The organism is Microbacterium sp. LWO14-1.2 (assembly GCF_038397715.1).
GTDB lineage: Bacteria > Actinomycetota > Actinomycetes > Actinomycetales > Microbacteriaceae > Microbacterium.
The window spans coordinates 998,489-1,021,588 of the sequence record NZ_CP151633.1; the positions used below are offsets into that span (position 1 = coordinate 998,489).

The 23,100-nt window shown below is 68.3% G+C and carries 32 protein-coding genes and 2 tRNA genes; 26 read left to right on the plus strand and 8 right to left on the minus strand.

Going from position 1 to position 23,100, the window contains the following annotated elements:
- The first annotated feature begins 97 nt into the window (after window positions 1-97).
- On the plus strand, window positions 98-1,267 hold the full coding sequence (locus MRBLWO14_RS04875) for a phage minor capsid protein (protein WP_341935331.1): 1,170 nt from the start codon (window positions 98-100) through the stop codon (window positions 1,265-1,267).
- Between the two features lie 122 nt (window positions 1,268-1,389).
- Here MRBLWO14_RS04875 and MRBLWO14_RS04880 read toward each other — a convergent pair whose 3' ends face one another.
- Window positions 1,390-2,001 (minus strand): hypothetical protein, encoded by a 612-nt coding sequence (locus MRBLWO14_RS04880; RefSeq protein ID WP_341935332.1) that lies wholly within the window; start codon window positions 1,999-2,001, stop codon window positions 1,390-1,392.
- A 224-nt stretch (window positions 2,002-2,225) separates the two neighbouring features.
- Between MRBLWO14_RS04880 and MRBLWO14_RS04885 the strand changes: the two genes are divergently transcribed.
- From MRBLWO14_RS04885 to MRBLWO14_RS04940, 12 genes are all read left to right on the plus strand, one after another.
- Window positions 2,226-2,618 carry a hypothetical protein gene (locus MRBLWO14_RS04885; protein ID WP_341935333.1) on the plus strand — a complete coding sequence of 131 codons (393 nt, stop codon included), beginning with the start codon at window positions 2,226-2,228 and terminating at the stop codon, window positions 2,616-2,618.
- Window positions 2,619-2,640: 22 nt separating this feature from the next.
- Entirely contained in the window at window positions 2,641-3,642 is a 1,002-nt protein-coding gene (locus MRBLWO14_RS04890) for a major capsid protein (protein ID WP_341935334.1), read from the plus strand.
- 11 nt (window positions 3,643-3,653) lie between these two features.
- Window positions 3,654-4,061 carry a hypothetical protein gene (locus MRBLWO14_RS04895; RefSeq protein WP_341935335.1) on the plus strand — a complete coding sequence of 136 codons (408 nt, stop codon included), beginning with the start codon at window positions 3,654-3,656 and terminating at the stop codon, window positions 4,059-4,061.
- Between the two features lie 52 nt (window positions 4,062-4,113).
- Window positions 4,114-4,173: transfer RNA gene (locus MRBLWO14_RS04900), tRNA-OTHER, on the plus strand.
- Between the two features lie 21 nt (window positions 4,174-4,194).
- Window positions 4,195-4,392 (plus strand): hypothetical protein, encoded by a 198-nt coding sequence (locus tag MRBLWO14_RS04905; RefSeq protein ID WP_341935336.1) that lies wholly within the window; start codon window positions 4,195-4,197, stop codon window positions 4,390-4,392.
- A gap of 15 nt (window positions 4,393-4,407) precedes the next feature.
- A complete protein-coding gene (locus MRBLWO14_RS04910; protein ID WP_341935337.1) occupies window positions 4,408-4,884 on the plus strand; it encodes a hypothetical protein in 477 nt (158 codons plus the stop codon).
- 1 nt (window position 4,885) lies between these two features.
- On the plus strand, window positions 4,886-5,302 hold the full coding sequence (locus MRBLWO14_RS04915) for a hypothetical protein (RefSeq protein WP_341935338.1): 417 nt from the start codon (window positions 4,886-4,888) through the stop codon (window positions 5,300-5,302).
- Between the two features lie 8 nt (window positions 5,303-5,310).
- Window positions 5,311-5,658: a hypothetical protein gene (locus tag MRBLWO14_RS04920; protein ID WP_341935339.1), complete on the plus strand. Its 348-nt coding sequence runs from the start codon at window positions 5,311-5,313 to the stop codon at window positions 5,656-5,658.
- Window positions 5,659-5,666: 8 nt separating this feature from the next.
- Window positions 5,667-6,017 carry a hypothetical protein gene (locus MRBLWO14_RS04925; protein ID WP_341935340.1) on the plus strand — a complete coding sequence of 117 codons (351 nt, stop codon included), beginning with the start codon at window positions 5,667-5,669 and terminating at the stop codon, window positions 6,015-6,017.
- Window positions 6,010-6,423, plus strand: a complete 414-nt coding sequence (locus MRBLWO14_RS04930; RefSeq protein ID WP_341935341.1) for a hypothetical protein — start codon at window positions 6,010-6,012, stop codon at window positions 6,421-6,423. Before MRBLWO14_RS04925 ends, MRBLWO14_RS04930 begins: the two co-directional genes overlap by 8 nt.
- 43 nt (window positions 6,424-6,466) lie before the next feature.
- Window positions 6,467-7,219 carry a hypothetical protein gene (locus tag MRBLWO14_RS04935; protein ID WP_341935342.1) on the plus strand — a complete coding sequence of 251 codons (753 nt, stop codon included), beginning with the start codon at window positions 6,467-6,469 and terminating at the stop codon, window positions 7,217-7,219.
- A 23-nt stretch (window positions 7,220-7,242) separates the two neighbouring features.
- Window positions 7,243-7,686, plus strand: coding sequence for a hypothetical protein (locus MRBLWO14_RS04940; protein WP_341935343.1), 444 nt, complete (start codon window positions 7,243-7,245; stop codon window positions 7,684-7,686).
- Here MRBLWO14_RS04940 and MRBLWO14_RS04945 read toward each other — a convergent pair.
- Window positions 7,683-8,021 (minus strand): hypothetical protein, encoded by a 339-nt coding sequence (locus MRBLWO14_RS04945; RefSeq protein WP_341935344.1) that lies wholly within the window; start codon window positions 8,019-8,021, stop codon window positions 7,683-7,685. The genes MRBLWO14_RS04940 and MRBLWO14_RS04945 overlap by 4 nt on opposite strands.
- On the opposite strand from MRBLWO14_RS04945, the gene MRBLWO14_RS04950 reads away from it, so the two are divergent.
- Genes MRBLWO14_RS04950 through MRBLWO14_RS05000 form a run of 11 tightly spaced genes read left to right on the plus strand, consistent with a single transcriptional unit; the run spans window position 7,993 to window position 19,105 of the window.
- On the plus strand, window positions 7,993-10,944 hold the full coding sequence (locus tag MRBLWO14_RS04950; protein WP_341935345.1) for a phage tail tape measure protein: 2,952 nt from the start codon (window positions 7,993-7,995) through the stop codon (window positions 10,942-10,944). The two genes, MRBLWO14_RS04945 and MRBLWO14_RS04950, sit on opposite strands and share 29 nt — an antisense overlap.
- Window positions 10,945-10,957: 13 nt before the next feature.
- Window positions 10,958-11,809: a hypothetical protein gene (locus tag MRBLWO14_RS04955; RefSeq protein ID WP_341935346.1), complete on the plus strand. Its 852-nt coding sequence runs from the start codon at window positions 10,958-10,960 to the stop codon at window positions 11,807-11,809.
- The gene (locus MRBLWO14_RS04960) at window positions 11,800-12,936 is read left to right on the plus strand and encodes a hypothetical protein (RefSeq protein WP_341935347.1); all 1,137 of its coding nucleotides are present in this window, start codon (window positions 11,800-11,802) and stop codon (window positions 12,934-12,936) included. Before MRBLWO14_RS04955 ends, MRBLWO14_RS04960 begins: the two co-directional genes overlap by 10 nt.
- 8 nt (window positions 12,937-12,944) lie before the next feature.
- Window positions 12,945-13,541 (plus strand): hypothetical protein, encoded by a 597-nt coding sequence (locus MRBLWO14_RS04965; protein ID WP_341935348.1) that lies wholly within the window; start codon window positions 12,945-12,947, stop codon window positions 13,539-13,541.
- Window positions 13,542-13,591: 50 nt separating this feature from the next.
- Window positions 13,592-14,632, plus strand: coding sequence for a hypothetical protein (locus MRBLWO14_RS04970; protein ID WP_341935349.1), 1,041 nt, complete (start codon window positions 13,592-13,594; stop codon window positions 14,630-14,632).
- The gene (locus MRBLWO14_RS04975) at window positions 14,632-15,411 is read left to right on the plus strand and encodes a hypothetical protein (protein WP_341935350.1); all 780 of its coding nucleotides are present in this window, start codon (window positions 14,632-14,634) and stop codon (window positions 15,409-15,411) included. The genes MRBLWO14_RS04970 and MRBLWO14_RS04975 overlap by 1 nt, the downstream gene beginning before the upstream one ends.
- The gene (locus MRBLWO14_RS04980) at window positions 15,411-15,776 is read left to right on the plus strand and encodes a hypothetical protein (protein ID WP_341935351.1); all 366 of its coding nucleotides are present in this window, start codon (window positions 15,411-15,413) and stop codon (window positions 15,774-15,776) included. Before MRBLWO14_RS04975 ends, MRBLWO14_RS04980 begins: the two co-directional genes overlap by 1 nt.
- A 2-nt stretch (window positions 15,777-15,778) precedes the next feature.
- Window positions 15,779-16,345 carry a hypothetical protein gene (locus MRBLWO14_RS04985; RefSeq protein WP_341935352.1) on the plus strand — a complete coding sequence of 189 codons (567 nt, stop codon included), beginning with the start codon at window positions 15,779-15,781 and terminating at the stop codon, window positions 16,343-16,345.
- Window positions 16,342-16,572, plus strand: coding sequence for a hypothetical protein (locus MRBLWO14_RS04990; protein WP_341935353.1), 231 nt, complete (start codon window positions 16,342-16,344; stop codon window positions 16,570-16,572). The genes MRBLWO14_RS04985 and MRBLWO14_RS04990 overlap by 4 nt, the downstream gene beginning before the upstream one ends.
- A gap of 2 nt (window positions 16,573-16,574) precedes the next feature.
- Window positions 16,575-16,988, plus strand: a complete 414-nt coding sequence (locus MRBLWO14_RS04995) for a hypothetical protein (protein ID WP_341935354.1) — start codon at window positions 16,575-16,577, stop codon at window positions 16,986-16,988.
- Window positions 16,989-17,005: 17 nt separating this feature from the next.
- Entirely contained in the window at window positions 17,006-19,105 is a 2,100-nt protein-coding gene (locus tag MRBLWO14_RS05000; protein WP_341935355.1) for a glycerophosphodiester phosphodiesterase family protein, read from the plus strand.
- 46 nt (window positions 19,106-19,151) lie between these two features.
- On the opposite strand, the gene MRBLWO14_RS05005 is transcribed toward MRBLWO14_RS05000, so the two are convergent.
- From MRBLWO14_RS05005 to MRBLWO14_RS05020, 4 genes are all read right to left on the minus strand, one after another.
- Complete coding sequence (locus MRBLWO14_RS05005) at window positions 19,152-19,427, minus strand: hypothetical protein (RefSeq protein ID WP_341935356.1); 276 nt, start codon at window positions 19,425-19,427, stop codon at window positions 19,152-19,154.
- A gap of 22 nt (window positions 19,428-19,449) precedes the next feature.
- Entirely contained in the window at window positions 19,450-19,773 is a 324-nt protein-coding gene (locus MRBLWO14_RS05010; RefSeq protein ID WP_341936165.1) for an ATP-dependent DNA ligase, read from the minus strand.
- Window positions 19,774-19,873: 100 nt separating this feature from the next.
- Entirely contained in the window at window positions 19,874-20,215 is a 342-nt protein-coding gene (locus MRBLWO14_RS05015; protein WP_341935357.1) for an ATP-dependent DNA ligase, read from the minus strand.
- A gap of 197 nt (window positions 20,216-20,412) precedes the next feature.
- Window positions 20,413-20,742, minus strand: coding sequence for a hypothetical protein (locus tag MRBLWO14_RS05020; protein ID WP_341935358.1), 330 nt, complete (start codon window positions 20,740-20,742; stop codon window positions 20,413-20,415).
- A 306-nt stretch (window positions 20,743-21,048) separates the two neighbouring features.
- Between MRBLWO14_RS05020 and MRBLWO14_RS05025 the strand changes: the two genes are divergently transcribed.
- Window positions 21,049-21,228, plus strand: coding sequence for a helix-turn-helix domain-containing protein (locus MRBLWO14_RS05025; RefSeq protein WP_341935359.1), 180 nt, complete (start codon window positions 21,049-21,051; stop codon window positions 21,226-21,228).
- Between the two features lie 81 nt (window positions 21,229-21,309).
- Here MRBLWO14_RS05025 and MRBLWO14_RS05030 read toward each other — a convergent pair.
- Both MRBLWO14_RS05030 and MRBLWO14_RS05035 read right to left on the minus strand, forming a co-directional pair.
- Window positions 21,310-21,394, minus strand: a tRNA-Tyr gene (locus MRBLWO14_RS05030).
- A gap of 86 nt (window positions 21,395-21,480) precedes the next feature.
- Window positions 21,481-22,407: a PfkB family carbohydrate kinase gene (locus tag MRBLWO14_RS05035; RefSeq protein WP_341935360.1), complete on the minus strand. Its 927-nt coding sequence runs from the start codon at window positions 22,405-22,407 to the stop codon at window positions 21,481-21,483.
- Window positions 22,408-22,492: 85 nt separating this feature from the next.
- Between MRBLWO14_RS05035 and MRBLWO14_RS05040 the strand changes: the two genes are divergently transcribed.
- Window positions 22,493-23,080 carry a hypothetical protein gene (locus MRBLWO14_RS05040; protein ID WP_341935361.1) on the plus strand — a complete coding sequence of 196 codons (588 nt, stop codon included), beginning with the start codon at window positions 22,493-22,495 and terminating at the stop codon, window positions 23,078-23,080.
- Window positions 23,081-23,100 lie beyond the last annotated feature (20 nt).

Sequence of the window (23,100 nt, forward strand, 5' to 3'; positions counted from 1 at the left end):
CGATGCTACTGGAGCGCCTCGCACCGTTGGGCGTCTCGTCGCCGCCGATCGGGGGTGCCTCGTGGCGCTGTTCGTCCCGAACCCTGAGCGTTCCGCCGTGGAGGAGCTGATCGAGGAACTCTCGGTCTACCTGGCGCAGCGGTACCGCGACGCCGAGGACACGCTGATCCGGGAGGTCGCGAAGCAGGCGGCCCGTGACTTCCAGCTCGCCGCGCTACTCCCCACAGCGCCGGGCGGCATGGGGATGACGGCCGCGGAACGCCGCTACTGGAACCGCATCAACGCGGAACTCAACGCGCACCGCGCGGTCGCCGCACGCGAGCTGCAGGCACGCGCGATGCAGATCGTCTCCGACCTCCGCGAGGAGGATCTCGCGAACCGACTGATCGCAATCGCTGCGTCTGAGGGTGAAGCGGCTGCCGCCGCATCCCTTCGGTTCGCTGGCCTGAACGCGGTCGCCCCGATCACGGGCACGTCTTCACAGGCCGTCGCGATGGTGGCCCTGTCGCTGGAGAACCGGCTCGAGGTGCTGAACCAGCGCCTCACCCGGTACGCGCAGGACGCGTACCAGCGGATCGTCGCCATGTACTCGCCGAACACGCTCCTCGGCGTCACCACGTCGCGGGTGCAGCAGGCCGCCGCGGTGCAGCGGTTCCTCGCCGAGGGCATCACCGGGTTCGTCGACAGGTCGAACCGGCGGTGGACGGTCGGCGCGTACGCGGAAATGGCCGGCCGGACGACCGTGAACCGGGCGTTCAACGACGCCGGGATCTGGCGGATGGGCCAGGCGGGCATTCACCTCGTGACCGTCGTACGCGGCCTGGACTCCTGCCGGAAGTGCGCGGTATGGGCGGGCAAGATCCTGTCGACCGACGGCACACCGGCCGGGGTCCTCGAGCTCCCGCACGCGACCCGCGATCAGACGGTGACCGTGGAGGTCGCCGGGACGGTCGAGGAAGCCCGCGCCGCAGGGTGGAACCACCCGAACTGCCGGTGCCGCCTCGTCGCCTACTCCCCCGGCCTCACCATCCCGCAGGGCGACACCACGTACGACGAGGTGGCCGAGAAGGAACGCGCACAGCAGCGGGCCCTCGAGCGGGAGATCCGGTCGGCGAAGCGCCGCGAGGCGTCCGCGATGACCGACACCGACCGTCGGAAGGCCGCGCAGGACGTGCGCGACGCTCAGGCCGAAATGCGCGAGTTCATCCGCGACACCGGCCGCCTGCGCCAGTCTTACCGAGAACAGCTCGGATTCGCCGACGGGTGATAGACCACCAGACCATCCCGGCAGGGGTCAACGCGCAAGGCTCGTCATTGGCCGCTCCACGCGAAGGCTGCTCACGAAGGCGTCCACCTTTCGGCGCCAGGCAGACCTGCCCCTCGCCGGGATCACTCCTGCTTGTAGGTAGCTCGGTGCCTGATGCGTCGCGTCGAACCGCTCGCGATGAAGGAGACCACAGCTGCAGCAACGGTGGTCACGATCGCTAGAACCACGTTCCACATGTCGGCCGAGTCGGTGAAGTCGAAGCCCGACAGAGCGAGCGCTACGACGGTGATCGCGACTGCGATGACGGCGACTGCGATGGACCATCCGAGTCGTCGACGAGCCGGAGCCTCCTCCACCCATGCCGCAACGCGAGCCGCCAGTTTGTCGCGACTCACCCTCAACGCGATCGTCTCGGGCGCCGTGGTCGGCATTCCCTCGAGGGCCTCGTTGATCGCCTTCAGCTGCCTGAGTTCTATCGACTCGCCTCGAACGTTCAGCCAGGCAACGCTGACCGACGCGATCGCCGCGATACCCGCGACGAGGAGCGTCACCACCCATGTCTCCATCCGGCGATCGTATCGCCCCAAATTCCCCGTGCCGTCGTCGGCCCTGCACTGCGACGGCACGGTCTGACTCCTCACGCGCAGGGCGTCGAGGTCACCGATGAGCAGGAGGCTCACCATGGCAACACCCACGAAGTACCGCCACCCGGTCGCGATCACGCGCGACGGCATGGCGCAGATCGGTCCGACGTCGTTCCAGATCCGCGGCATCCGCTTCGCCGACGGCGAGGGAGGCGGTGCACCCGCCGCTACTGCAGCGCCGACGGCACCGGCACCCGCAGCACCAGCTCCGGCCGCGCCCGCTGCACCTGCACCCGCACCTCAGGCATCGGCGGCACCGGCCGCTCCGCAGCAGCCCGCACCGATCAACTTACCAGGGCAGCCCGGACGAGTACGTGCGTGAGCTCCGCGGTGAAGCGAAGACGCACCGGGAGGCCCGCGAGGCCGCTGAGAAGCTGGCCACCGAACGCGAGCAGGAGAACACCACCCTGGCCGCCGAGCGCGATCAGCTCCGCCGCGAGAACACGATCATCCTCCGCTCGCAGGAGCTCGGGGCGAAGGCCGCCGCACTCCTGGACTCGAAGGAGTTCACCACAGCTTTCGCCACCGTCGACCTCGCGGATGCCGCGGCCGTCGACAAGGCGATCACCGACGCGCTCGAGAGGAACTCGGCGTTCAAGGCAGGACCGATCCTCCCCGGCACAAGCGGTGGCGGGCATCAGGGCGGCGCTGCACCCACCACCACCCCGACCCTCGAAGGCGCCGTGAAGTCGGCCCTCGGGGGCTAGCTCCCCGGAAGGGAGATGAACCATGCCCGTTACCCTCACTGAGGCGAAGAACAACGCCGTCCAGGACCTGGACGTCGCGGTGATCGACGAGTTCCGCAAGGAGTCGGCGATCCTCGACAACCTGATCTTCGACGACGCTGTGAACCCGGTCGGCGGCGGCGCGACGCTCGAGTACGGCTACCGTCGCCTGGCGACGCAGCGCTCGGCCGCGTTCCGCGCCTACAACACCGAGTACACGCCCGAGCACGTCACCACGACGAAGGTCAACGTGACTCTCGCCCCGCTCGGTGGCTCGTTCGAGGTCGACCGTGTCCTCGCGAAGGTCGGCCCCGCCGCCTCCGGCTCGGTCGCGCTCAACCTCGCGCAGACCATCAAGTCGACCGTGACGAAGTTCCAGGACGCCGTGATCAACGGCGACACCGCTGTCGACGCGAACGGCTTCGACGGCCTGGACAAGGCGCTCACCGGCTCCACCACGGAGCTCGGCACCGGCGCCGTGACCGACTGGCGCTCTTTCGCCGCGGCCGACGCGCAGCACGCTGCACTCGACGCGATCGACGAGTTCCTCTCGGCACTCGACGGGGCACCGACGGTGATCTTCGGCAACGCGAAGGCCCTCGCCAAGGTCCGCGCCGCGGCCCGCCGCGCAGACATGTACGTCCGCTCCCCGCTCGAGAACCTCGCCGGCCCCAACGGCCGCCCGATCGTCCGCGAGCAGTACGGCGACATCGTCTTCATGGACCCGGGCGCGAAGCCCGGCACCAACAACCCGATCATCCCGATCGTCACCCGCACCGTCGCGACCGTGTCCACCACGGGCCTGACGGACCTGTACGCGGTGCGCATCGGCCTCGACGGGTTCCACGGTGTGTCCACGGCCGGCGGCCAGATCGCACAGACCTGGCTTCCCGACTTCTCCACGGCCGGCGCCGTGAAGAAGGGCGAGGTCGAGCTCGGCCCCGTCGCCGTCGCACTCAAGTCCACCAAGGCCGCTGCGGTCCTCCGCAACGTCCGCGTCCAGTAAGGAGCTGGATCATGGCGAAGAAGACCATCAAGACTCCCGTCGAGGGGTTCAACGGCATCGTCGCGGGCGTCGCGTTCACGGACGGCGTCGGTCACACCGACGACGAGGGCGCGATCGCGTACTTCGAGCGGCAGGGCTATGAGGTCGCCGGCGACGTGTCCGACGACGTCGAGCGGGACTACCCCCTGGGTGACCCGTCCGACAAGTGGACCAAGGCCGAGCTGCTCGCGTATGCGAAGGACCGCGGCATCACGATCGAGTCCGACGTGAAGACGAAGGACCAGATCTGGGCGGCGATCCAGCCCGGCGGCACCCCGTACAAGGGCGTCACCACCCCCGAGGGAGAGGCGCTCGTCACCGACAGCACCGATCCCGAGGACCAGACCGTCAAGAACCAGGAAGACCTCCCGGTCAAGTGACGTCACCGCTCCCGGTGCGGCGTGTATTCGCCCGCTGCACCGGGAGCACCACCGACACGTAGCTCAGCGGTAGAGCCACGGTGCGCCAGTTCGAATCTGGCCGTGTCGACCACCCGACAGGAGGGACACCCGCATGGGCCTCAAGATCACCGCCCCCAAGCCGGTCGACGGCGTCCGTGAGGGCATCACATTCATCGGCGGGGTCGCCGAGGCCGAGGACATCGACGTCGCGGCGTTCATGGCTCTCGCGGCGGCCGGGTACCGGATCGACGGCGCCGGCGGGCCGACAGCCGCTGACCTCGCGGCACACGCCGCGGAGACCGAGAACTAGGCACTGGAGGCCACCATGCGTATCACCCACCCCCGCCCTGAGCTGGGCCGTCAGCGCGCCCTGGGCGTCGAGTTCCGTGACGGTGTCGCGACGGTCGAGTCTCTGCACCCGGAGCGTGAGCTCGCGCTTCGCCAGCACGGGTTCACGATCGAGGCCGACCCGGAGGTCGAGGCCCCGTTCCAGGAGGCGCTCGGCGAGCCGATCATCGACCTCACCTCGCTGACAGTGCCGAAGCTTCGCAAGCTCGCTGAGGAGGAGGGCATCGACCTTCCTGCAAACGCTCGAAAGCCCGAGATCATCGAGATCCTCGCGCAGACATCGGCGCCGATTCCCGGCGCGACGCAGAACGACGACGGCAGCTGGACGATCGAGGGCCAGCCTGTCCCCGAGGGCGCCGCGCTTGAGGGGCCATTCGGCACCGCCGTGCTCACCGACGGCACGGTCATCGGTGACGGAACCAGCCTCGTCACGCTCGATCCCATCGAGGACTGACATGGTGATGCGCGTCTACGCCACCGAGGCGGACTACAACGCTGTCGCGGAGGAAGCCTGGACCGGTGACGCGGGCGTTCTCACGAAGCGGCTGCGCGCCGCGTCCGTCGAGGTCGAGAAGGTCACTCGCCTGTCGCGGTACGACGTCGACGATGACGGGTTCGCCACGGACCCGGACATCGCGGACGCGTTCACCGAGGCGACGTGCGCGATCGTCGAGCACTGGGACGACACCGGCGACCCTCGGGGCACGGATGCCGCTCAGGGTGCGGTGAAGATCCTGTCCGTGTCTCTCGGCACGACCTCGTCGAACCAGGACAACGCGTCCGCGCACGACAAGCTCGTCTCCCGGATCGGGAGCCGTGCGATCGACGTCCTCACGAATGCCGGGCTGCTTAGCTCCGCCGTCGCCCATTAGGAGGACTGATGCCCCGCCTTCGGAAGAAGCACCTCCCACAGCGAGTCACGATCACCCCGTTCGTGGGTGACGGGCCCGAGGGGGACGTCTGGGGCGACCCCATCACCGACGTTCCGGCGTACGCGGAACAGAAGACGACCCTCAAGGTCGACCGCCGCTCCACTTCCCCCACGTCCGGGCAGGAGATCACGTCCCGCGCGACCGTAGTCCTGCTCCCCGACCACGACTACCCGCCGCGCACGAAGGTCACGATCTTCGCCGGCACGCCGCGGGAACGCACCTCCGAGGTGATCGATTCCGCTCTCGGTATGTACAACGACCGCACCCCGAACCACGTGGAGCTTTATCTGGACTAGGAGTCGACATGGGTGTCAGCGCAAGCGTCAGCATCGACATCAACTTCCCCACCGGTCCCGAGCTGGACCGTCGCATCATGGACGGCGAAGACCTGGCCGCCGAGCGCCTGCTTGCGCTAAGCGCCGAAGAGGTGCCACTCGATCTCAGCACGCTGCTCGGTAGCGGGACAGTCGAGCCTGCCACGAGCCCGGAGGAAGGCGCGGGCGTCGTCTACGACACGCCCTACGCGGCACGCCTGCACGAGCACCCGGAGTACAACTTCCAGGGCGGACGCAAGGGCAAGTACGTGGAGGACCCGGCGCTTGAGCATCGCGACGAGCTCGGGGAGATCATCGCGAAGAAGGTGTCCGGTGACTGACGCTCCAGAGGTCATCCTGAACCGCGCACTCGCGCAGCTCCTCGACGACCACGATCTCGCTGTGTACCAGACGACGGGAACGATCCCCGAGAAGGGCATCCGCCTCGACGGCGTCATGCCGACAGAGCGAGCCGAGTTCACTCTCCTCAAGCCTCTCCGCCCCATCCCGGACGGTCGCGCCGACATCACCTATCGGACGCAGATCTTCACACAGCGCGTCGGTTCCCCCAGCACCATCCGCACCTGGATGGCTGACCTGCGCTCAGCTCTAGACCAGACGGAATACACGCCCGCCGTGCTCGGCATCTCGTGGGCGTTCGAGTTCTCCGCGATCGACTTCGACCGCGACTCGCAAGGCCGAGTGTCGGCCGCCGCGACCTACCACTTCCGCGGGCGCCGCCCGTAGAACCGCCGGAAGCGCCGGCAACCATCCATCAGAAGGAGACATCGTGTCCGACACGACCATCTACGACACGACGGCGCCCTCCAAGGGTTCTGTCGCGCTCGCTCACCAGCGCCTCGCACGACTCAAGATCGGCGGCGTGTTCACCAACATCACCGGCGACATCAACAACCTCGCCCTGAACCCGTCGAAGATCCCCGTCGCCCGCGAGGTGTACGGCACGAAGGGCCGCACGTCCGAGGACATCATCGGGTACAACTACGCCCCGTCCTTCAACGTCGAGGTCGTCCGCGACCCGGTCACGAAGCAGATCGTCGCCGCACAGGCGTGGTTCAAGGACCTCGTCAAGGCCGCGTTCTCGGAGGGAGCCGCGAACAAGCGCGACTTCCAGTTCTTCACGGACGCGCTCGACGAGGACATGCCCGTGCTCGAGGGCACGTTCTCCGTCGCGTACAGCGAGGCGAACACCGGCTTCGCCGACAAGGCGGTCGTCACGTTCACCCTCGCAAGCGACGGTGTCGTGGAGCAGATCCCCTCCCCGCTCGCTGGCGACGGGAAGCCGATGCTCGAATCGGCCAGCCCTGCAGGTCAGGCACCCGGCGACCTCGTGAAGGTCCGCGGGTACAAGCTCGGCGCGCCGACCGCGGCAACCATCGACGGACAGGCAGTCGCGAAGATCCTCCCGATCGACGACTACACGGTCGGGTTGCTCGTCCCCGCCGCCGTGTCGGGCTCCGCGCCCATCGTCATCACCAACGCCGCTGGCTCGTCCTCGGCACTGCCGTACACCGCGGCCTGATCGGGAAGGATGCAGGGATCCTCATGATCGACGTACAGAAAGACGGCCGGAACCTCGTGATCACCATCGAGGGGGTGGATCCGTTCGTGATCCGCCCCCTTCCCGGGCACGCCGGCCGCCAGATCACCGACACCTACCTCAAGGTCACCGCGGGGGTTGGTGAGCCGTCCGAGCTCACCGCCGCACTTCAGATCGCGGTCGATGGCGGTGTCCTCGACGGTGACCGGTGGGTACCCCGCCCGGAGGCGGAGCAGACGAACTTCAACCGCCTCGGCATGGAACTCTCCCAGGAGGAGGGTGAGCTGATCATCATGCCCGCATTCTTCTGGAACACGATCCTCGGCATGGACGGCGTGAGAGCGTACGTCGAGGGCGGTGAGGGCCTCGCCGGCACCCTAAAAGCGGCACGGGCGCTGACCGCACGACTGGGCCTCTTGGTCCAGCGGACATCGCCCAGTTCGGACTAGGTACCCCCGACGAGAACGGCGTCTACCCCGAGTACCTCTACCCGCCCGGGTGGAAGGAACAGCGGGAAGCAGCGGTCGCGGCGACCGCGGAAGCTGCGATCTTGGCCCGCAACTCGATCTCCTCTAACGAGCTCTGGGCGCTCGTCATGCCGGAGCTGTTCGACCGTGTCGAGATCGACCTCCGCCAGCACCACCTCATCACGGACCTTGACCACGATCTCTCCACCCGTACATGGCACTTCACCCGCACCGCGGTAGAGCGCCTCGTCGACATCGAGGGCACCTGGGTGCGGAAGGCGGTCGACGATGTACAACGCCGGCGCGCTCGTCTTCAAGCTGATCACCCTCGGGGCCCAGGCATTCAAGGCTGATCAGGCTGACGCGAAGCAGGCGATCGAGAACACCGGCAAGGCCGCGCAGACCTCAAAGTCACAGGTCGACGGCCTCGGCACCGCCACCGACGAGACCAGCAAGAAATCGAAGGACTCGAAGAAGCCCCTCGATGAACAGGGCAAGGCGACCGAGGAAGTCGGCAAGAAGTCCAAGAAGTCCTCCGAGGAGCAGAAGAAGCAGGCTCAGGCGACCCAGGAGCAGATCCACGCCGCCAAGGAGCTGTCCACCGCGCTGAACGTCGCCGGGCTCGCTGTCGGCGCGCTCGTGACCCTCTCGATCGCGAAGAGCTCCGAGTTTGACCAGGCCATGTCCAACGTGCGCGCCGCGACCATGTCGACCGCCGCGGAGCAGCGCGCCCTCGGTGAAGCGGCGCTCGAGGCAGGCGCCGACACTGCGTACAGCGCCTCAGAGGCCGCCGCTGCCGAAGAGGAGTTGGCGAAGGCCGGCCAGTCGGTCTCGCAGATCATCGGCGGTTCCCTGAACGGGGCGCTCGCTCTCGCCGCCGCAGGGCAGCTGCAGGTCGCCCGCAGCGCGGAGATCATGGCGACGACTCTCACCCAGTTCCGCCTTCCCGCCGAGCAGGCCGCTCACGTCTCCGACGTGCTCGCTGCGGGCGCGGGCAAGGCGCAGGGGTCGGTCGACGACCTGTCGCTCGCGCTCTCCTACGTCGGACCACTCGCAGGATCGGTCGGCTTCTCGCTCGACCAGACCGCGGGCACACTCGCGTACTTCGCCACCCAGGGCATCATCGGCGAGAAGGCCGGTACGTCTCTCCGCGGCGTGCTCGCGTCGCTGCAGGCGCCCTCCGCCGCCGCCGCGAACGAGATGCAGAAGTACGGCATCAACATGTTCGACGCGAACGGCAAGATGCTGTCCCTGTCAGGTATCGCGGAGCAGCTCAAGACCCGTCTCGGCGGCCTCACCCAGCAGGAGCGCCTCGCCGCGCTCGGCCGCATCTTCGGCAACGAGTCACTGAACGCCGCCACGCTGCTGTACGAAGGTGGCGCGACGGCTGTCGAGGACTGGACCAACCAGGTCAACGACGCCGGGTACGCTGCCGAGCAGGCTGCGCTTCGACAGGACAACCTGGCGGGTGATATCGAGAAGCTCGGCGGGGCGTTTGACACCGCGCTGATCCGTACCGGGTCCGGCGCAAACGACGTGCTGCGCACGATGGTGCAGGCCGTCACCGAGATGGTCGACGTCTATGGGGAGGCTCCCGCTCCGATCCAGGTGACCGCGCTGGTCATCGGGTCGCTCGTCACCGCGGGTCTGCTGTTCGCTGGCACGGCGGTCGGCATGCGCGTGAAGCTCATCGAGCTCAAGACCGCTCTCGACCAGACGAACACCAGCTTCAGGACGACCGCGATCGCCGGCGGCCTCGCGGGTATCGCCCTCACGGGCGTCCTCACTGTGGTCGGCCTCATCATGTCCGCGCAGGCGGAAGCGAAGCAGCGGGCCGAGTCCTACGCCGACGCACTGCGACAGACCGGCTCCGCCGCAGACGAAGCTACCCGTGATCTCGTTGCAGCGAACCTGTCCGCCAAAGAGAGCTTCCTGTGGATGGAGAGCGACTCCGCCTACGACGCCGCCAAGAAGCTCGGTCTCGGTATCGACCTTGTCACGGATGCCGCCGAGGGCAACGCGGACGCTCAGGCCAAACTCCGGGAACAGCTCGAGTTCGGCGGGTACGGCTCGGAGGAGTTCAAGTCGAAGCTCGACGATCTCGGATTGTCCCTGACCGACTATCAGCGGCTCTCGGCGACCGTCACGCAGGCCGTCGAGCGCGAGAACACCGCTCGGGACGAGGGCCGCAAGCTCGTCGACCAACAGACCGAAGCAACCGACGAATCGGCAGAGAGCTCGAAGACTGCTGCGGAGGCATACCTCGAGCAGGCGGACTCCGTGGAGGATCTCAACGCCAAGCTGACGGAGCTCATCGACCGGATCAATGAGATCAATGGCACCAACCAGGACGCGATCTCCGCGAACGCCGACTGGCAGCAGTCGCTAGCGGGTATTGCCGAGCAGGCGGTGTCTGTGGGTACGTCGCTCAACGAAGCGACCGTGGCCGGTTCCGCGAACGCCGCGGCGCTGTCTGACGTCGCTCAGAGCGCGCAGGAGGCCGCCGAGAAGCAGCTCGCTGTGGACCAGCAGACGATGTCGGGGAAGGACGCCGCCGATAAGTACTACGCGACGCTCGTCGCGCAGCGGCAGGCGTTCATCGACAGTGCAACCGCCGCCGGATACAACGCCGATGAGGTCAAAGCGCTCGCTGACCGCGTGTTCCAGCTCCCCTCGGAGAAGGAAATGGAGATCATCGCCGACACTGCTCAGGCGCAGATCGAGATCGACTCGTACATCTCGAAGAACACCGGGCGCGAGATCATCGTGAAGATCGGGACCTCGCGCGTCGCGCAGGGCCCCGGCGGGTCGGGCGGTATCACGCAAGCCGACGGCGGGATCGTGACCTTCGCTGACGGCGGACTCCGCCCGGCGTTGTCCTTCCACGCAGCCGGTTCTGTATCCGAGAACCACGTCGCCCAAATCGCCCGGGCCGGCGAGTGGCGCATCTGGGCGGAGGACGAGACCGGCGGCGAGGGATACGTGCCACTGGCGCCGTCGAAGCGAGCTCGCTCCGAGATGATCATGAGCGAGATCGCGGACCGGTTCGGCGGCCTCTACATTCCAGGTAGCGCCCGCCGGTACGCCGAAGGCGCTGGCCCCGCCCCCTCCTCGGGTCGGGGTGGCGACACGTTCATCGAGCGGGTTGACGTGAGGCTGCCCGCCGCGGACCCGGAGATCGCTGCCGTGCTGTTCGGCGACAAGTTGAGGAACTCGTTCGCCTCCACCCCTGGACGTTGAGAGGCGCTGCAGCATGGTCAACCAGATCACCCTGATCGACGGTTCCCGATCACTCGTGTTCCCGGCGATCACCTCCCACGGCTGGTACTTCCACAGCCTCGACGGGTGGTACGGGCAGACGGGCAACAAGCAGCGCGGCGACGAGCGTCCGCAGGACCACGGCGCGTTCCGGCGGCGCCGTGCCCTGCGGACCTCCCGTGCGTTCTCGTTCAAGACGGGGTACCGTGACGGCAGCCCGGAGGAGGTTGAAGCGGCGACCGCGGATCTGTCCTCCTTCGGTGCCGATGGCGAGATCCTGATCATCGTCGAGGACGCACTCGGGCGCACCCAGCGGGTCGTGAACGTCGACATCATCGACGACCAGGACACAACCCGCCGGTACACCGGGGACATGATCGTCGGCCTCACCGCGGACGACCCCCGCCGGTATTCCGTCGCGTCGGACGTGCCGTGGCAGTCCACGACACCGCCAAGCCCCGGACTCGGTCGCACGTGGCCGTCTGTGCGCCCCCTCGTGTGGCCGGGCGGTGGATCCACGGGTCGGATCACCCTCACCAACACCGGGAAGGCCGCCTCCGCGCCCGTACTGCGCCTCAACGGCGGGTCGGGCACGGCTCTCATCACGACAGTGGAGACTGGCGCCCGCATCGGCTTCGACCGGCTCATCCCGGTCGGGTCGATTGTGGAGATCGACACCGCCACGTACACCGCGATCATCGACGGCCAGTCGGACGTGTCGCGGTGGCTGCGGTACCGCGAATGGGAGACGATCCCCGCCGAAAGCTCCCGCTCGTACCAGTTCGACGTCACCGACCCTGTGGGGTCGCCGACCCTCGAGGGGCGGGTGCTGTCCGCATGGGCGTGAAGGCGTACGTGTTCGTCACCCGCACGGGCACACTGCTCGGTGAGGTCACACCCGCCGCCGGGTCGTGGTCGGAGAACGCGAACCAGCCTGAGACGGTGACCGGGGTCTTCGATCTCGCGTCCGTCACCGAAGGCGGTCGCGATTGGCGCAACCACGGCACCCCCTGGAAGCACTCTCTCGCCTTCGACGTGGGCGGCCGGCTCCTCGGCGGGCCGATCATGCCGCACAACTTCGACAACACCGACGGATCGCTGCGCATCACCTCCCGTGGCGGCCGGATCCTGTTCGCGCCGCGCTCGATCCTCCCGCCTGCGGCGATGCCGCCCCGCCTGTTGACCCTCCCCGACGGTTCCCCCGACGCCACGCTCGACTCGACCTGGACCGGGTTCGACCTCGGCACGATCGCGAAGAAGATCGGTCAGCAGGCGTGCGCGTGGCCCGGGTCGGACTACCCGATCGTGTGGCCCGCGGACCGCGCTGGCGTCCACGAGCGCACCTACGCGGCCGTGGACCGGAAGGGTGTCGACGCAGCGTGGACCGACCTGTCGAAGGTCGAGAACGGCCCTGACATCAGGCTCCGCCTCGAGTGGAAGGACGACGCGAGCTTCCAGTGGCGGTTCGAGACCGGCACGCAAGAGCAACCGCGCCTGCAGGGCAGGGACGCTCACACGTGGGGGATCGCGAAGGGCACGGGGCTGCAGGTTGACCTGGACCCGTCCCGGATGGGCTCACTCGCGTGGTCCCGGGGTGGCCGTTCGCTCGACACGACCCTGATCCGCGGACGCTACGACTCCACCCTCATCGACGCCGGCTTCCCGCTCCTCGAGCTCGACTCCGACGCGTCCGCGAACACCGTTGACGCTTCCACGCTCGACTCGTGGAACGCCGAGACACTGCGCACCGCGCGCAAGCCGTGGGAGTTCTGGTCGTTCAAGGTCCCCGCCGACGAGTCGCCGTTCCCGTACGAGTACGGTCCCGGCTCACTGATCACCGTCGAGGTGACGAAGGAGACGAAGGTGAAGGGCGGGTACGTCCCCCCTGGCACCTACCAGCGCCGCATTGCCGCCCTTTCGGGCGGTCTCGACAACTGGGTCACCATCACCTGCGGCGAGAACTACGACCAGTAGGAGGCCGCATGGACCCGACTCCGAACCGTGGCGGTCCCGACGCGGCGCTCCTCGCCCAGATCGAGGGGATCAAGCAGCGCCTCGACGAGATCGAGAACCCGTCTGGCACGCAACGCGCCCAGGCGGTGAAGAAGCTGCAGGATGCGGTCGCCGCACAGCAGCAGCTCCTGACCGCGCAGGCCGCACAGCTGGCGTTCCTGCAGACGCAGAACGTGTTCGACTCGCGCGCCACACTCCTGCCCTGGTCGGGCAGCAACAGCGGCGTCACATGGTTCCCGTACCAGGCGGACTACAACGCCGCGGTGACGGTCACGACCGGCGCGTCCGGGGTGCTCGTCATCTCCACCAGCGCGCTCATGTCGGGCGGTGGGGCGACGTCCGCCGTCATCGCCGTCGAGATCGCCGGGGTGAGCGGGCCAACCGCCCCCGCCCCCGGGATGCTCATGGTCGGCGGGACCACGTCGCTCACCTCGTCCAGCACCTTCCGGGTGCAACTCGCCGGGAACACGACCTACACGATCCTCACCCGGCACGGAGCGAACGGCACCGGCTCCGGCTCCTGCATCTGGGGCTACCAGGCCCTGTCGGTCACCCGCAGCGCATAACCAACCCTCACCCTCGACACCCGCGGGTGTCCCCGCCGTAGGAGGCATCCGTGACCCTCACCCGCTCACTTCCCACCCAGCACGCGTCGGGAATCACGATCCTCGACGAGCGGCGCATCGTCGCCGGCCGGTACGCGCGCAACGCCGACGGCACGCCCCGCGTCGGCGTGCTCCCCGTGCATACGGGCCCGCTCGTCACGGGCCGCGCGTCCATGGGGTACGACGTCGCCGCGTTCAACGCCGTCAGTGCTCGCACCACCGCTGGCGCGGAGGAGGTCGCGAATGATGGGACAGTGACCGTCGCGACGACCGCGGCGCCGGGGTCGAACACCCGCCTTGACGTCATCTGGTTCCACGCCCGATTCAGCTCGCCCGTCGCCGCCGACACGAACAACGATGTCGTGTTCGGAGTCACGCAGGGCACTCCCGCAGCCGTCTCGCCTTCGAAGCCCGCGATCCCCGCTGGCGCCGTCGAGCTCGCGGTCGCCGAGATCCCGTCCACCGCGACGACCACGCAGTCCGCGGGCGTCGTGATCACGCAGACCTTCCAGTACACGGCCGCCGCGGGCGCACCCGTCCTGTTCCGCACCAAGACGGAACTCGACGCTTGGGCGGCGCCGGTCGGCGCCACCGCGCGCACCATCGACAGCGACCTCGAATGGGTGCGGCGCTCCACCCCGACCCCGGGCTGGTACCTCACCCCCGGCCAGCGGCTCGCCTACATGACCGGTTCCACGACCTCCGGCGTCGCCAACACCGTCCTCGGTTCGGTGATCCGCACGATCGCCCTGCCGATCGGGCAGCGCGTCCGCGTTCGAAGCGCCCGCGTCGGCATGTACAACACCGTCGCCGGCGGCGCCACCTATGCGATGCAGCTGCGCAACAACGCCGCCGACGTGACCGCCTCCGTGTTCGACAAGAGCATTCCGGGACGCGCATACCAGCCCGGCGGAAGCCAGGTCGTGTCCGTGCCGGGCTGTGACACCGAGCACGTCACCACGGTCGCTGCCCCGGTCAGTGCCGCGCTGTTCGTCACCGCGTCGATCTCGTTCGGCGGCGACGGGCAAGAACTCTGGATCGAGTCCCTCTGATGGGCGGCATGCAGTACGTCTACTGGATGGGCGCACGGCTCACGCCGTGGATGCTCTACTGCTTGAAGCTCCTCGACGCGGATCTTCGCCGCCTGTTCGGTGTATCCCTCGTCCTGCACTCAACCGCCGGCATCCGACTCCACGAGGAGCAGAAGGCGCTATTCCTGAGCCGCTACCAGCTGCAGGCGTCCGGGACCGGCCCCTACGGAGACGTGCGGTGGTGGCAGGGGCGACGCTACGTGCGCCACAGCGGCGACGGAACTGTCGCCCCACCCAGTGAGTCCAACCACGAGATCCAGGGCACCACGGCCGCGGTCGACGTCGCTGACAGCGGCGGCGCGGGTATCGGCACGATGGGCTCCGCCCGCTCGAACTGGCTGCGCGCGAACGCTTCGAAGTACGGGCTTATCCCCGAGGGATTCAAGTTCAAGGAGGCGTGGCACTACGCCATCCCCGACATCTTCCGGGCCGTGCCTGCTGGCGGCGCGGACGCTCCCGAAGTCACCGAACCCGAGTCCGAGGAGGACGACGACATGCGAAACCCAGCGATGTTCTGCACCACAGCGAACGACAAGATGGTCAGCGAGACGAACCTGCCGAACACGTACATCGTGACGGACTCCAATGGGTTTTTCCACCAGGTGTCCGGCATTGACGGCACCTACGCCTCCCGCATCGCGCAGGCGTACGGGGTCACCGTCGACGCGCAGTGGATCACGCAGAGCCACGCGGTCCGCCTCGAGCGCGACTGCGCAGCCATGCGCCCCACGAGAAGCTGATGGCTGAGGAACTGCCTCCATCTCTGTTCAACATCCTGCGCGCTGACCTTCGCGACACCCGCACCGAGATCAACGGGCGGCTCGACGGTCTCGCACGCGACATGGTCACGTCGGCCATGCTCGCGCAGGTCCAAGCGAATCAGAAGGAGCGCGACGACCGACAGGACGCTCGACTCCGCACTCTCGAAACGCAGAACACGGAGCGGGAGAAGGAGGCCCGGGCGAACGAGGAGGCGCTGCGGCGCACTCGTGCGCAGCAGTTCTTCGCGATCGGGTTGGCCGCATTCGGCGCGATCCTGTCCGTTATCGGCGGGATCGTCGTCTGGACGGTCACCTCCGGACTACAGCAGCTTGCGGGAGGATGACCATGCTCTCCACGAAACTCTGGACCATCGGATACAAGATCCTCGGCGCGCTCATCGCGCTCATGGTGCTCGGTGCGATCGTCCTCGTCTCTCTCAACAACGCCCAGCTGCGCGCCGAGAACCAGGACATGTACGCCGACCTGCAGGCATCGCAGGACAACGCGCAGAGCCTGTACGAGCAGCTGCTCGCAGAAGGCGTCGACCCCGAGGGTGAACCGCCCGCCGAGGTCGTGGCCGGTCCCGCCGGCGAGCCCGGAGCCCGCGGGCCCGCCGGACCAACCGGCCCCGCGGGCGAAGACGGCCTCCCCGGGGCACCGGGCGCACCAGGGTCGTCTGGCTCACCCGGCGATGTCGGCCCCCCAGGGCCGTCCGGCGCGCCAGGCGCGAAGGGCGACCCCGGGGCAACCGGGCCACAGGGGCCACAGGGACCAGCTGGAGCAGACGGTCGCGGCATCCGGTCGCTGTACTGCGACGGCACGACCGGCCGCTGGACGGTCACCTACACAGACGGCGTGACCGCAGACGCGGGAGCGTGCACCACCCCCATCCTCGAAGGAGTTCTGCCATGAGCATTCCCACCACCCCCGACCGTCCCTCGTTCCTCGCCCGCTCGAAGAAGGCGATCGCTGGCGGCGTGACCGGCGCGGTCGCAGCCGGATCGACCGCGCTCACGACCGCGCTCGGCGACGGCGCTCTCTCCGGCGCCGACGGCTGGCTTATCGCCGGCGCGGTTGTCGGCGGCTTCGCTGTCGGCTTCGCCGGCGTCTGGGCCGCACCCGCGAATGCGGAGGGCTGATCATGGCCACCCGCATCGCGAACGTCGTTCGCAACGCCATGGCGAACGCCGCCGTCGACCTGATCGACGCCGGCCCCGCTGCCGGCACCGTGCAGATCCGCACCGGCGCCCAGCCCGCCTCGGTCGCTACCGCCGCATCGGGCACGCTCCTCGGCACCCTCACCCTCTCGGATCCCGGCTTCGGGGACGCGGTGAACGGTGTCGCGACCGCCGCCGCAGTGACCGGTGACAGTTCCGCCGACGCGACGGGCACGGCGGGCTGGTTCCGCGTGTACGACTCCACCGGCACCGCGCTGATGGACGGTTCGATCAGCGAGGCCGGAGGCGGCGGGGACATGATCCTCGACAAGGTCGCGATCGTCGCCGGCGGGACCATCGCGGTCAACTCCTGGACGGTCACCCAGCCCGCAGGCTGAACAGCGAGGAGAGCATCATGGTTGCACCTACGGTCGTCGGGACGCCGACCACGTTCGCGTCCGCGACCAGCGGGTCGACCATCGTGCTCGACAAGCCGGCCGGTGCGCAGAACGGCGACATGCTCGTCGCCATTCTGCGCACCAACGGCTCCACCTCGGCCGCGGACTTCGCCCTCACCGGGTGGACTCGCCGCGGGTACACGTTCAAGCCGAACGACGGCGCCGGCCGCGTGTTCGGCATCTACACCCACCCGGTCACCGACGCCACGACCGAGCCCTCGACGTACACGTTCTCGAAGGCCGTCGCCGATGCGCGCCGCGTCGGGGCCATGTTCCTCGTCCGGGGCGTCGACCTGACGAACCCTGTCGCGGGGAACTCGGTCAACTGGGATGCGACGGCGACGCCGCGCGTGCAGCTGAACAGCTTCGCGGTCGACACCACGGATGCCGCGCTCCTCGTCTACGCGTGGGGCGTGGAGATCGTGTCGCCCAACGCGACCGCCCCCACGATCACCCCGTCGACCGCGGTAGCTCTCGTGCCGTCGGCGGCCGGGACAACGACGACCCGCACGACCATCTGGGCCGGCGCCGAGCCGATCTCAGGCGGAGCGACGACCGGTGCACGATCGCTGACATGGGCGAGCGCGACCGGTGAAGCAGCATCTGGCGTCGTCCTTCGTGGACTCGCCGCCGCACCGACCCCGAAGCCCGGTTTCTCGTCGGTCGCGCAGATGCTCGCTACGCCGGGCGCGACGTGGGCGCACCGCGGCGGGTCCGCGAACCGCCCGGAGATGAGCGAGTACGCCTACGATCAGGCGGTCCTCGCCGGGTACGGCGCGCTCGAGTTCTCCGCCAACCGCACCTCCGACGGCGTATGGCCGGGTGTGCATGACGCGTCCCTGAACCGCACCTCGCAGACCAGCGGGCTCCCCGACATCTCGACGATGACGTGGGCGCAGGTGCAGACGTACCAGAACAGCCTCAACAGCGCCGGCACGCCGCGGCCGTACTACCGACTCGACGCGTTCCTCGACAAGTTCACCTCCACGCACGTGGCGATCGTGGACCCGAAGCATGCGATCGGCACGTACAACACCGAGTTCCTGAACCTGCTCGACGCGCACGGCGGCCCCTCGAAGATCGTCGTGAAGTTCTACGGCGCCGGGTCCGGTGCGGTCGCTCTCGCCGACGCTGCAGCCGCCCGCGGCTACCAGACGTGGGGGTACTTCTACGACACGGACGTGACGAGCGGTGAGCTGGCCGCGTGGCAGTCGCACTGGTCGATCCTCGGCATGAACTACGACGCCCCACAGTCCGCGTGGGACGCAGTCCTCGCGTACGGGAAACCCGTCGTCGGGCACATCGCCGGGTCGCAGGCGAACTACGACACCGCGATCAACCGTGGTGCTCGCATGGTGCAGTGCGCGAACGTCGAGGGGATCCGCGCGGTCGGCGCGACGAACATCATCACCGCCGCCCTCCCGGCGCTGCAGAGCGCCTCGACCGGCACGTCGACACCTCCCGCGTTCAGCGGCAGCGTCTCGCAGACCCTCCCGCCGCTCAGCGGCAGCGCGACAGGGGCGACGACCCCGCCGGCATTCACGGCAACCGTCGGCGCGGTGCTCCCAGCGATCGGGCAGGCAGCGGCAGGGGCGACCGTCCCGCCGGAGTTCGTCGGTGCGGTCACCGCAGCCCTTCCTGCACTGTCCTCCGCCGCGGACGGAGTGACCGCTCCCCCGCTGGTCGGCGGCGACATCACGGCGTTGCTTCCAGCGCTCACCTCCGTGGCTGCTGGCACCATCACCGATCCCGTTCAAGCGGGCACGGTGACGATGCTGCTCCCCGCGCTCGTCTCCGCAGCGCTCGGTACCGTGCAGCCCCCCGGGTTCATCGGGAATATCGCCTCGGTGCTGCCGAACCTCTCCTCTCAGGCGCACGGCACGGTCACGAACGGTCCCTTTGGGATCATCGCGGCCATGCTCCCCGCACTGACCGCTGAAGCTGCCGGGACCGTTGGGGACCGCGATACCCGGATGGTCTTCACCCCGACCAGTCGGCGCCTCCCCGAACCGGTCGTCACACCCCGACGGCTCAGTGCACCCGTCAGTCCCCGATGACACAGACCCCCACTCGCCTCCGGGCGGGTGGGGGTCTTCTGTCGTTTCAAACGCGGCGCACCGAGAGCATGCGCCACCCCTCGGGCACCTTAGCCTGCAGAGTCGGCATGTCGTCTGCTTCGATCTCGCGGATGCCGTCGACTCGGGAGAACGTGCCCGTAGCTTCCATCTTCGCCTCGCCTTTCAGCATGCGCACGGGTGCGGAGACGAGGTCGAACCCTGGTTGCCGGTGGGCGTCAAGCTGGGTGATCACGTCTTCAAGGGTCGTGCCGATCACGTCAACGGTGGTCTTCTCGATGGGGCGGATGAGAGCGGCGAGCATGTTCCCAGCCTATGGCGACGGTTTAGCGTGACGCGGTGGCTACCGGTGTGGCGGTTGGCTCCGGTAGTAGGCGGAGTCCGGCAGGGCTGTTCGCGGCCTCCGTGAGGGCCTCGATCCATGCTCGGTTGATGTCGGGGTGTGCGCTGCCCTGGAATCTGAAGACGAGGTCAGCCTTGGGGTGGAGCCAGGCGGTCGTGCGACCACCGCCTTCGCGGGCGTCGTTTATCCAGGTGAACATGAACGGCTCACCGCGGCGCAGCTTCGCCATGATGACAATCTGCAGGTGGGTGAGAGCGCGGTCGTCGAAATCGGCATGCGCCTCGTGCTCGTAGTTGAGCCGGCCCATCATTACTCCCTGCTGCCACGGACGATCGCAGGGCTGCTGCCGCGCGGGATGTGGCTCGAACAATGATTGCACGCCGTCTGTGTGAGGGCCGCCCGAACGGTCACGAGCCGACGGTATCGAGATCTTGGTCGAGGGTGGAGGCGCCGTGGGGTTCGGGAGTCAGCCGTAACCCCGCCGGCGAGCTGGCGGTGAAGGCCAACGCATCGATCCACGCGCGATTGACCTGCCCCAAAGTGACTTCGCGGTCGTACTTGAACACCATGGACGTGTGCGGCTGGATCCATACGGTGCTGGTGCCGCCTCCAACGCTGAGGTCGTTTCGCCAGGAGAAGGAGAAGGGCTCGCCGCGGCCGAGTTTGGCTGCCATCACCAGTTGCAGGTGAAGCAGCGCGCGGTCGTCGATGTCGACCCGCGGGCCGCCTTCATAGATGAACATGCCCATACGGGACGTCCTCTGGTCGGTTTCGCCACGAGAACCTGTGCCAAGAGGCGCGACCGAGCTGATCACTATGCGGAGATGTCTCTACGGTCCCACGAATTGCGACCACCCGCTACCCAACCGTCTTCATCGGGGCTTCGACGAACGGACCCCGCTGCGCTGCCCGATTGCTGCAGCAGGGTTCGCCCGTCCCCATCGCGTCATAGTCCCACGATGGTCATTGGCGCGCCACCATGTCCGGGCGGCGGAGGCGGTGTCCGATGATCTGGCATAGATCGTCGATGCGCGCCGAGCGCTATCCACGTTTCGAGGCCGGGGAGCTCGCGCAGCGCGACGCACAGGGTCCGCGTGTAGTCGTCCTCGAAGTACCCCACCCATGTCCCCACTGCCTCGGCCAGCAGGTCGGAGCGCCCGCCGGCTGTGGCTTTGAGTTCGTCGATGACCGGGCCGGGGTCTTGGGTGTATCGGTTCCTCGAGCAGATCGCGTCGAGGTGGACGCTGATCAGCGTGTCGCGTGAGAGTCTCGCCATGGCCGGGTGTCCTTCCTCCGGCCGAGAGGACACGAGTCTACGACGCCGCTCCGACACCGACGAACGGGGATGGAATGTCGGTGGCCCGGGGCAGGATCGGAACCGTGACGCCCGCAGACCTTCTCGCCTTCGAAGCCGCTCACCCACCCCACACGCCCGCGAAAGGCGAAGTGATCCGACGAGGACTCGGGATCAGCGACGAACGGTACTACCAGCTGCTCGCGCGCGCTGCTTCCAGCTCAGCGGGCATCGCCGCCGATCCCATCACAGCGCGTCTCGTGCGCAACACTCTCGCGAAGGGCAGACATGCGAGCACTGCTCACCATCCAGCAGGTATCTGAGCTCACCGGCCTCGCTGTGCAGACGCTCTACAACCTGCGCAGTACGGGCGGTGATGCCCCGCCGTCGTTCACCCTCAGAGGGCGTGTTCGGTACTACGAGGACGATCTGGAAGCCTGGATCGCGCATGCGAGTCAAAAATCATAGGGTGCAATATACGGTGCAGAGAACCAGAAAGCCCCTTCTCGCTTCCTGGCGAGGAGGGGCTTTCTCCGCGTGATTCCGCGGTGGTGGCGAGTGAGGGATTCGAACCCCCGAATGCAGTGCAGTCTGATTTACAGTCAGATCCCTTTGGCCGCTTGGGTAACTCGCCATTGCACACCCGTCCGACTTCGACAGCCAACCGGGGGCACGAGTCATAATCATACCCGGATGCGGCGGGCCGGAGAAATCGAGCGGTCAGCTGCCGTGCACGCCCTTCTCCCCCTCGCGCAGCGACTCGGGCGTACGCAGCAGACCGCCCTCGGCACGGACGGTCGCCGCGGCGACATCCATCGCGCGCTCGAGCAGTGCGAGCCAGCCCTCGCGGTCGGTCGGGGTCCCGTCGACCAGCCCGGCCGCCACGGCGGCGAGCGTGGCATCGCCGGCACCGACGGTGTCGACGACGCGCCCCGGCAGCGACGAGATCGGGGCATGCACGGCTCCGGCATCCGATTCCAGCGTCGCCCCGTCGGCACCGGCCGTGGCGAGGACCGCGCTGACGCCGAACCCGCGCAAGCGCTCGCGCAGCGCGTCGAGGTCGCCGTCGTAGAGCAGCGCCGCGTCGTCGGCGCCGACCTTCACGATCTGCGCCGCACGCGCGAGGCGCTCGAACCCGCGCACGAACTCGCTCCGGTCGCTGAGCATGCCCGACCGGGGGTTCGGATCGATCGCCAGACGCGCGCCGCCGACGGCATCCGCCAGCGCGTCGACCTCGGCGGGCACGTCGAAGGGGAAGCAGCTCACCGCGACCAGCGCGGCATCGGCGATCGCGCTGCGCGCGTCGTCGGAATAGCGGATGCTGCGCCGCTGCGCCGCCTCGTTGAACAGGTACACGGGCTCGCCGTTGGCCGCCCGCTGCACGATCGCACGCGACGACCCGAGGGGCGCCTCGCTCTCGATCAGACGCACGTCGTGGTCGCCCAGGTATTCGCGGATGTGCGCACCCGCCTCGTCGTCGCCCACCATGGCGATCAGCGTCGTCGGCACCCCCAGCCGCCGCAGACCGACAGCAACGTTCAGGGCCGCGCCGCCGACCAGTTCGCGGACGCCACCGGCATCTCGGATCTCGTCGATGAGGGCGTCGCCGATGACGACGGCGGTCGGCGCAGGGGAATCAGTGCTCATTCAGCCGAGATTACCGGTCGCGCAGCCGTCAGCGCGCGGCATGTCAGTGTCGCCGGTGTCCGACCAGGGGCGGTACGGTGAGCGCATGAACGGACGACTCGCCGCCAGCGCGGCTGCCCTGGTGCTCCTCGTCGCGCTCACCGGCTGCGGGGCGGACACGTCCGGCGGATCCGACGCGAAACCCTCGCCATCCGCATCCAGCGCGTCGCCCGAAGAGACCGCCTCCCCCACCCCCACTCCGACGCCCACGGGCGACGCCGTCGAGCTGCCGACCGACTGCCGCGCCATCCTCTCCGAGGACGTGCTGTCGCAGCTCGGCGAGACGCCGCTGAACGACGCCGCATTCGGCCCGTCGGGCGTCGGCGAAGACGGCACCCTCACCTGCATCTGGCGCGACCCGCGCGCCGACACCACGGGCCTCGTGACCACCATCTCCCGCATGAACCGCGGGCCGGCACTCGACATGCTCAACGCACTCGTCGCGAACGAGGGCTTCTCGTGCTTCACCCCCGACGGCGGCACGCGCTGCGAGAAGACCTGGCAGGACCCGCAGTACCCCGTGACCGACGGTCGCACGCTGTTCTGGCGCGACGACATCCTCATCGACACGACATACTCCAACCTCGCCCCCACCGGCTACACGTCGAGCATCATCGCGCACCTCTTCGACTGACTCCGCCGCACACACGAAGA

Excerpts from the sequence above, each read along its gene's own strand:
- MRBLWO14_RS04990 (WP_341935353.1), top strand. The coding sequence starts at position 16,342 with ATGAGCATTCCCACCACCCCCGACCGTCCCTCGTTCCTCGCCCGCTCG.
- MRBLWO14_RS04960 (WP_341935347.1), top strand. The coding sequence starts at position 11,800 with ATGGGCGTGAAGGCGTACGTGTTCGTCACCCGCACGGGCACACTGCTC.
- MRBLWO14_RS04975 (WP_341935350.1), top strand. The coding sequence starts at position 14,632 with ATGGGCGGCATGCAGTACGTCTACTGGATGGGCGCACGGCTCACGCCG.
- MRBLWO14_RS04995 (WP_341935354.1), top strand. The coding sequence starts at position 16,575 with ATGGCCACCCGCATCGCGAACGTCGTTCGCAACGCCATGGCGAACGCC.
- MRBLWO14_RS04985 (WP_341935352.1), top strand. The coding sequence starts at position 15,779 with ATGCTCTCCACGAAACTCTGGACCATCGGATACAAGATCCTCGGCGCG.
- MRBLWO14_RS05025 (WP_341935359.1), top strand. The coding sequence starts at position 21,049 with ATGCGAGCACTGCTCACCATCCAGCAGGTATCTGAGCTCACCGGCCTC.
- MRBLWO14_RS04940 (WP_341935343.1), top strand. The coding sequence starts at position 7,243 with ATGATCGACGTACAGAAAGACGGCCGGAACCTCGTGATCACCATCGAG.
- MRBLWO14_RS04950 (WP_341935345.1), top strand. The coding sequence starts at position 7,993 with ATGTACAACGCCGGCGCGCTCGTCTTCAAGCTGATCACCCTCGGGGCC.
- MRBLWO14_RS04910 (WP_341935337.1), top strand. The coding sequence starts at position 4,408 with ATGCGTATCACCCACCCCCGCCCTGAGCTGGGCCGTCAGCGCGCCCTG.
- MRBLWO14_RS05040 (WP_341935361.1), top strand. The coding sequence starts at position 22,493 with ATGAACGGACGACTCGCCGCCAGCGCGGCTGCCCTGGTGCTCCTCGTC.
- MRBLWO14_RS05020 (WP_341935358.1), bottom strand. The coding sequence starts at position 20,742 with ATGGCGAGACTCTCACGCGACACGCTGATCAGCGTCCACCTCGACGCG.
- MRBLWO14_RS04955 (WP_341935346.1), top strand. The coding sequence starts at position 10,958 with ATGGTCAACCAGATCACCCTGATCGACGGTTCCCGATCACTCGTGTTC.
- MRBLWO14_RS05015 (WP_341935357.1), bottom strand. The coding sequence starts at position 20,215 with ATGGGCATGTTCATCTATGAAGGCGGCCCGCGGGTCGACATCGACGAC.
- MRBLWO14_RS04925 (WP_341935340.1), top strand. The coding sequence starts at position 5,667 with ATGGGTGTCAGCGCAAGCGTCAGCATCGACATCAACTTCCCCACCGGT.
- MRBLWO14_RS04895 (WP_341935335.1), top strand. The coding sequence starts at position 3,654 with ATGGCGAAGAAGACCATCAAGACTCCCGTCGAGGGGTTCAACGGCATC.
- MRBLWO14_RS05035 (WP_341935360.1), bottom strand. The coding sequence starts at position 22,407 with ATGAGCACTGATTCCCCTGCGCCGACCGCCGTCGTCATCGGCGACGCC.
- MRBLWO14_RS04980 (WP_341935351.1), top strand. The coding sequence starts at position 15,411 with ATGGCTGAGGAACTGCCTCCATCTCTGTTCAACATCCTGCGCGCTGAC.
- MRBLWO14_RS05005 (WP_341935356.1), bottom strand. The coding sequence starts at position 19,427 with ATGCTCGCCGCTCTCATCCGCCCCATCGAGAAGACCACCGTTGACGTG.
- MRBLWO14_RS04890 (WP_341935334.1), top strand. The coding sequence starts at position 2,641 with ATGCCCGTTACCCTCACTGAGGCGAAGAACAACGCCGTCCAGGACCTG.
- MRBLWO14_RS05000 (WP_341935355.1), top strand. The coding sequence starts at position 17,006 with ATGGTTGCACCTACGGTCGTCGGGACGCCGACCACGTTCGCGTCCGCG.
- MRBLWO14_RS04880 (WP_341935332.1), bottom strand. The coding sequence starts at position 2,001 with ATGCCGTCGCGCGTGATCGCGACCGGGTGGCGGTACTTCGTGGGTGTT.
- MRBLWO14_RS04905 (WP_341935336.1), top strand. The coding sequence starts at position 4,195 with ATGGGCCTCAAGATCACCGCCCCCAAGCCGGTCGACGGCGTCCGTGAG.
- MRBLWO14_RS04915 (WP_341935338.1), top strand. The coding sequence starts at position 4,886 with ATGGTGATGCGCGTCTACGCCACCGAGGCGGACTACAACGCTGTCGCG.
- MRBLWO14_RS05010 (WP_341936165.1), bottom strand. The coding sequence starts at position 19,773 with ATGGGCCGGCTCAACTACGAGCACGAGGCGCATGCCGATTTCGACGAC.
- MRBLWO14_RS04920 (WP_341935339.1), top strand. The coding sequence starts at position 5,311 with ATGCCCCGCCTTCGGAAGAAGCACCTCCCACAGCGAGTCACGATCACC.
- MRBLWO14_RS04965 (WP_341935348.1), top strand. The coding sequence starts at position 12,945 with ATGGACCCGACTCCGAACCGTGGCGGTCCCGACGCGGCGCTCCTCGCC.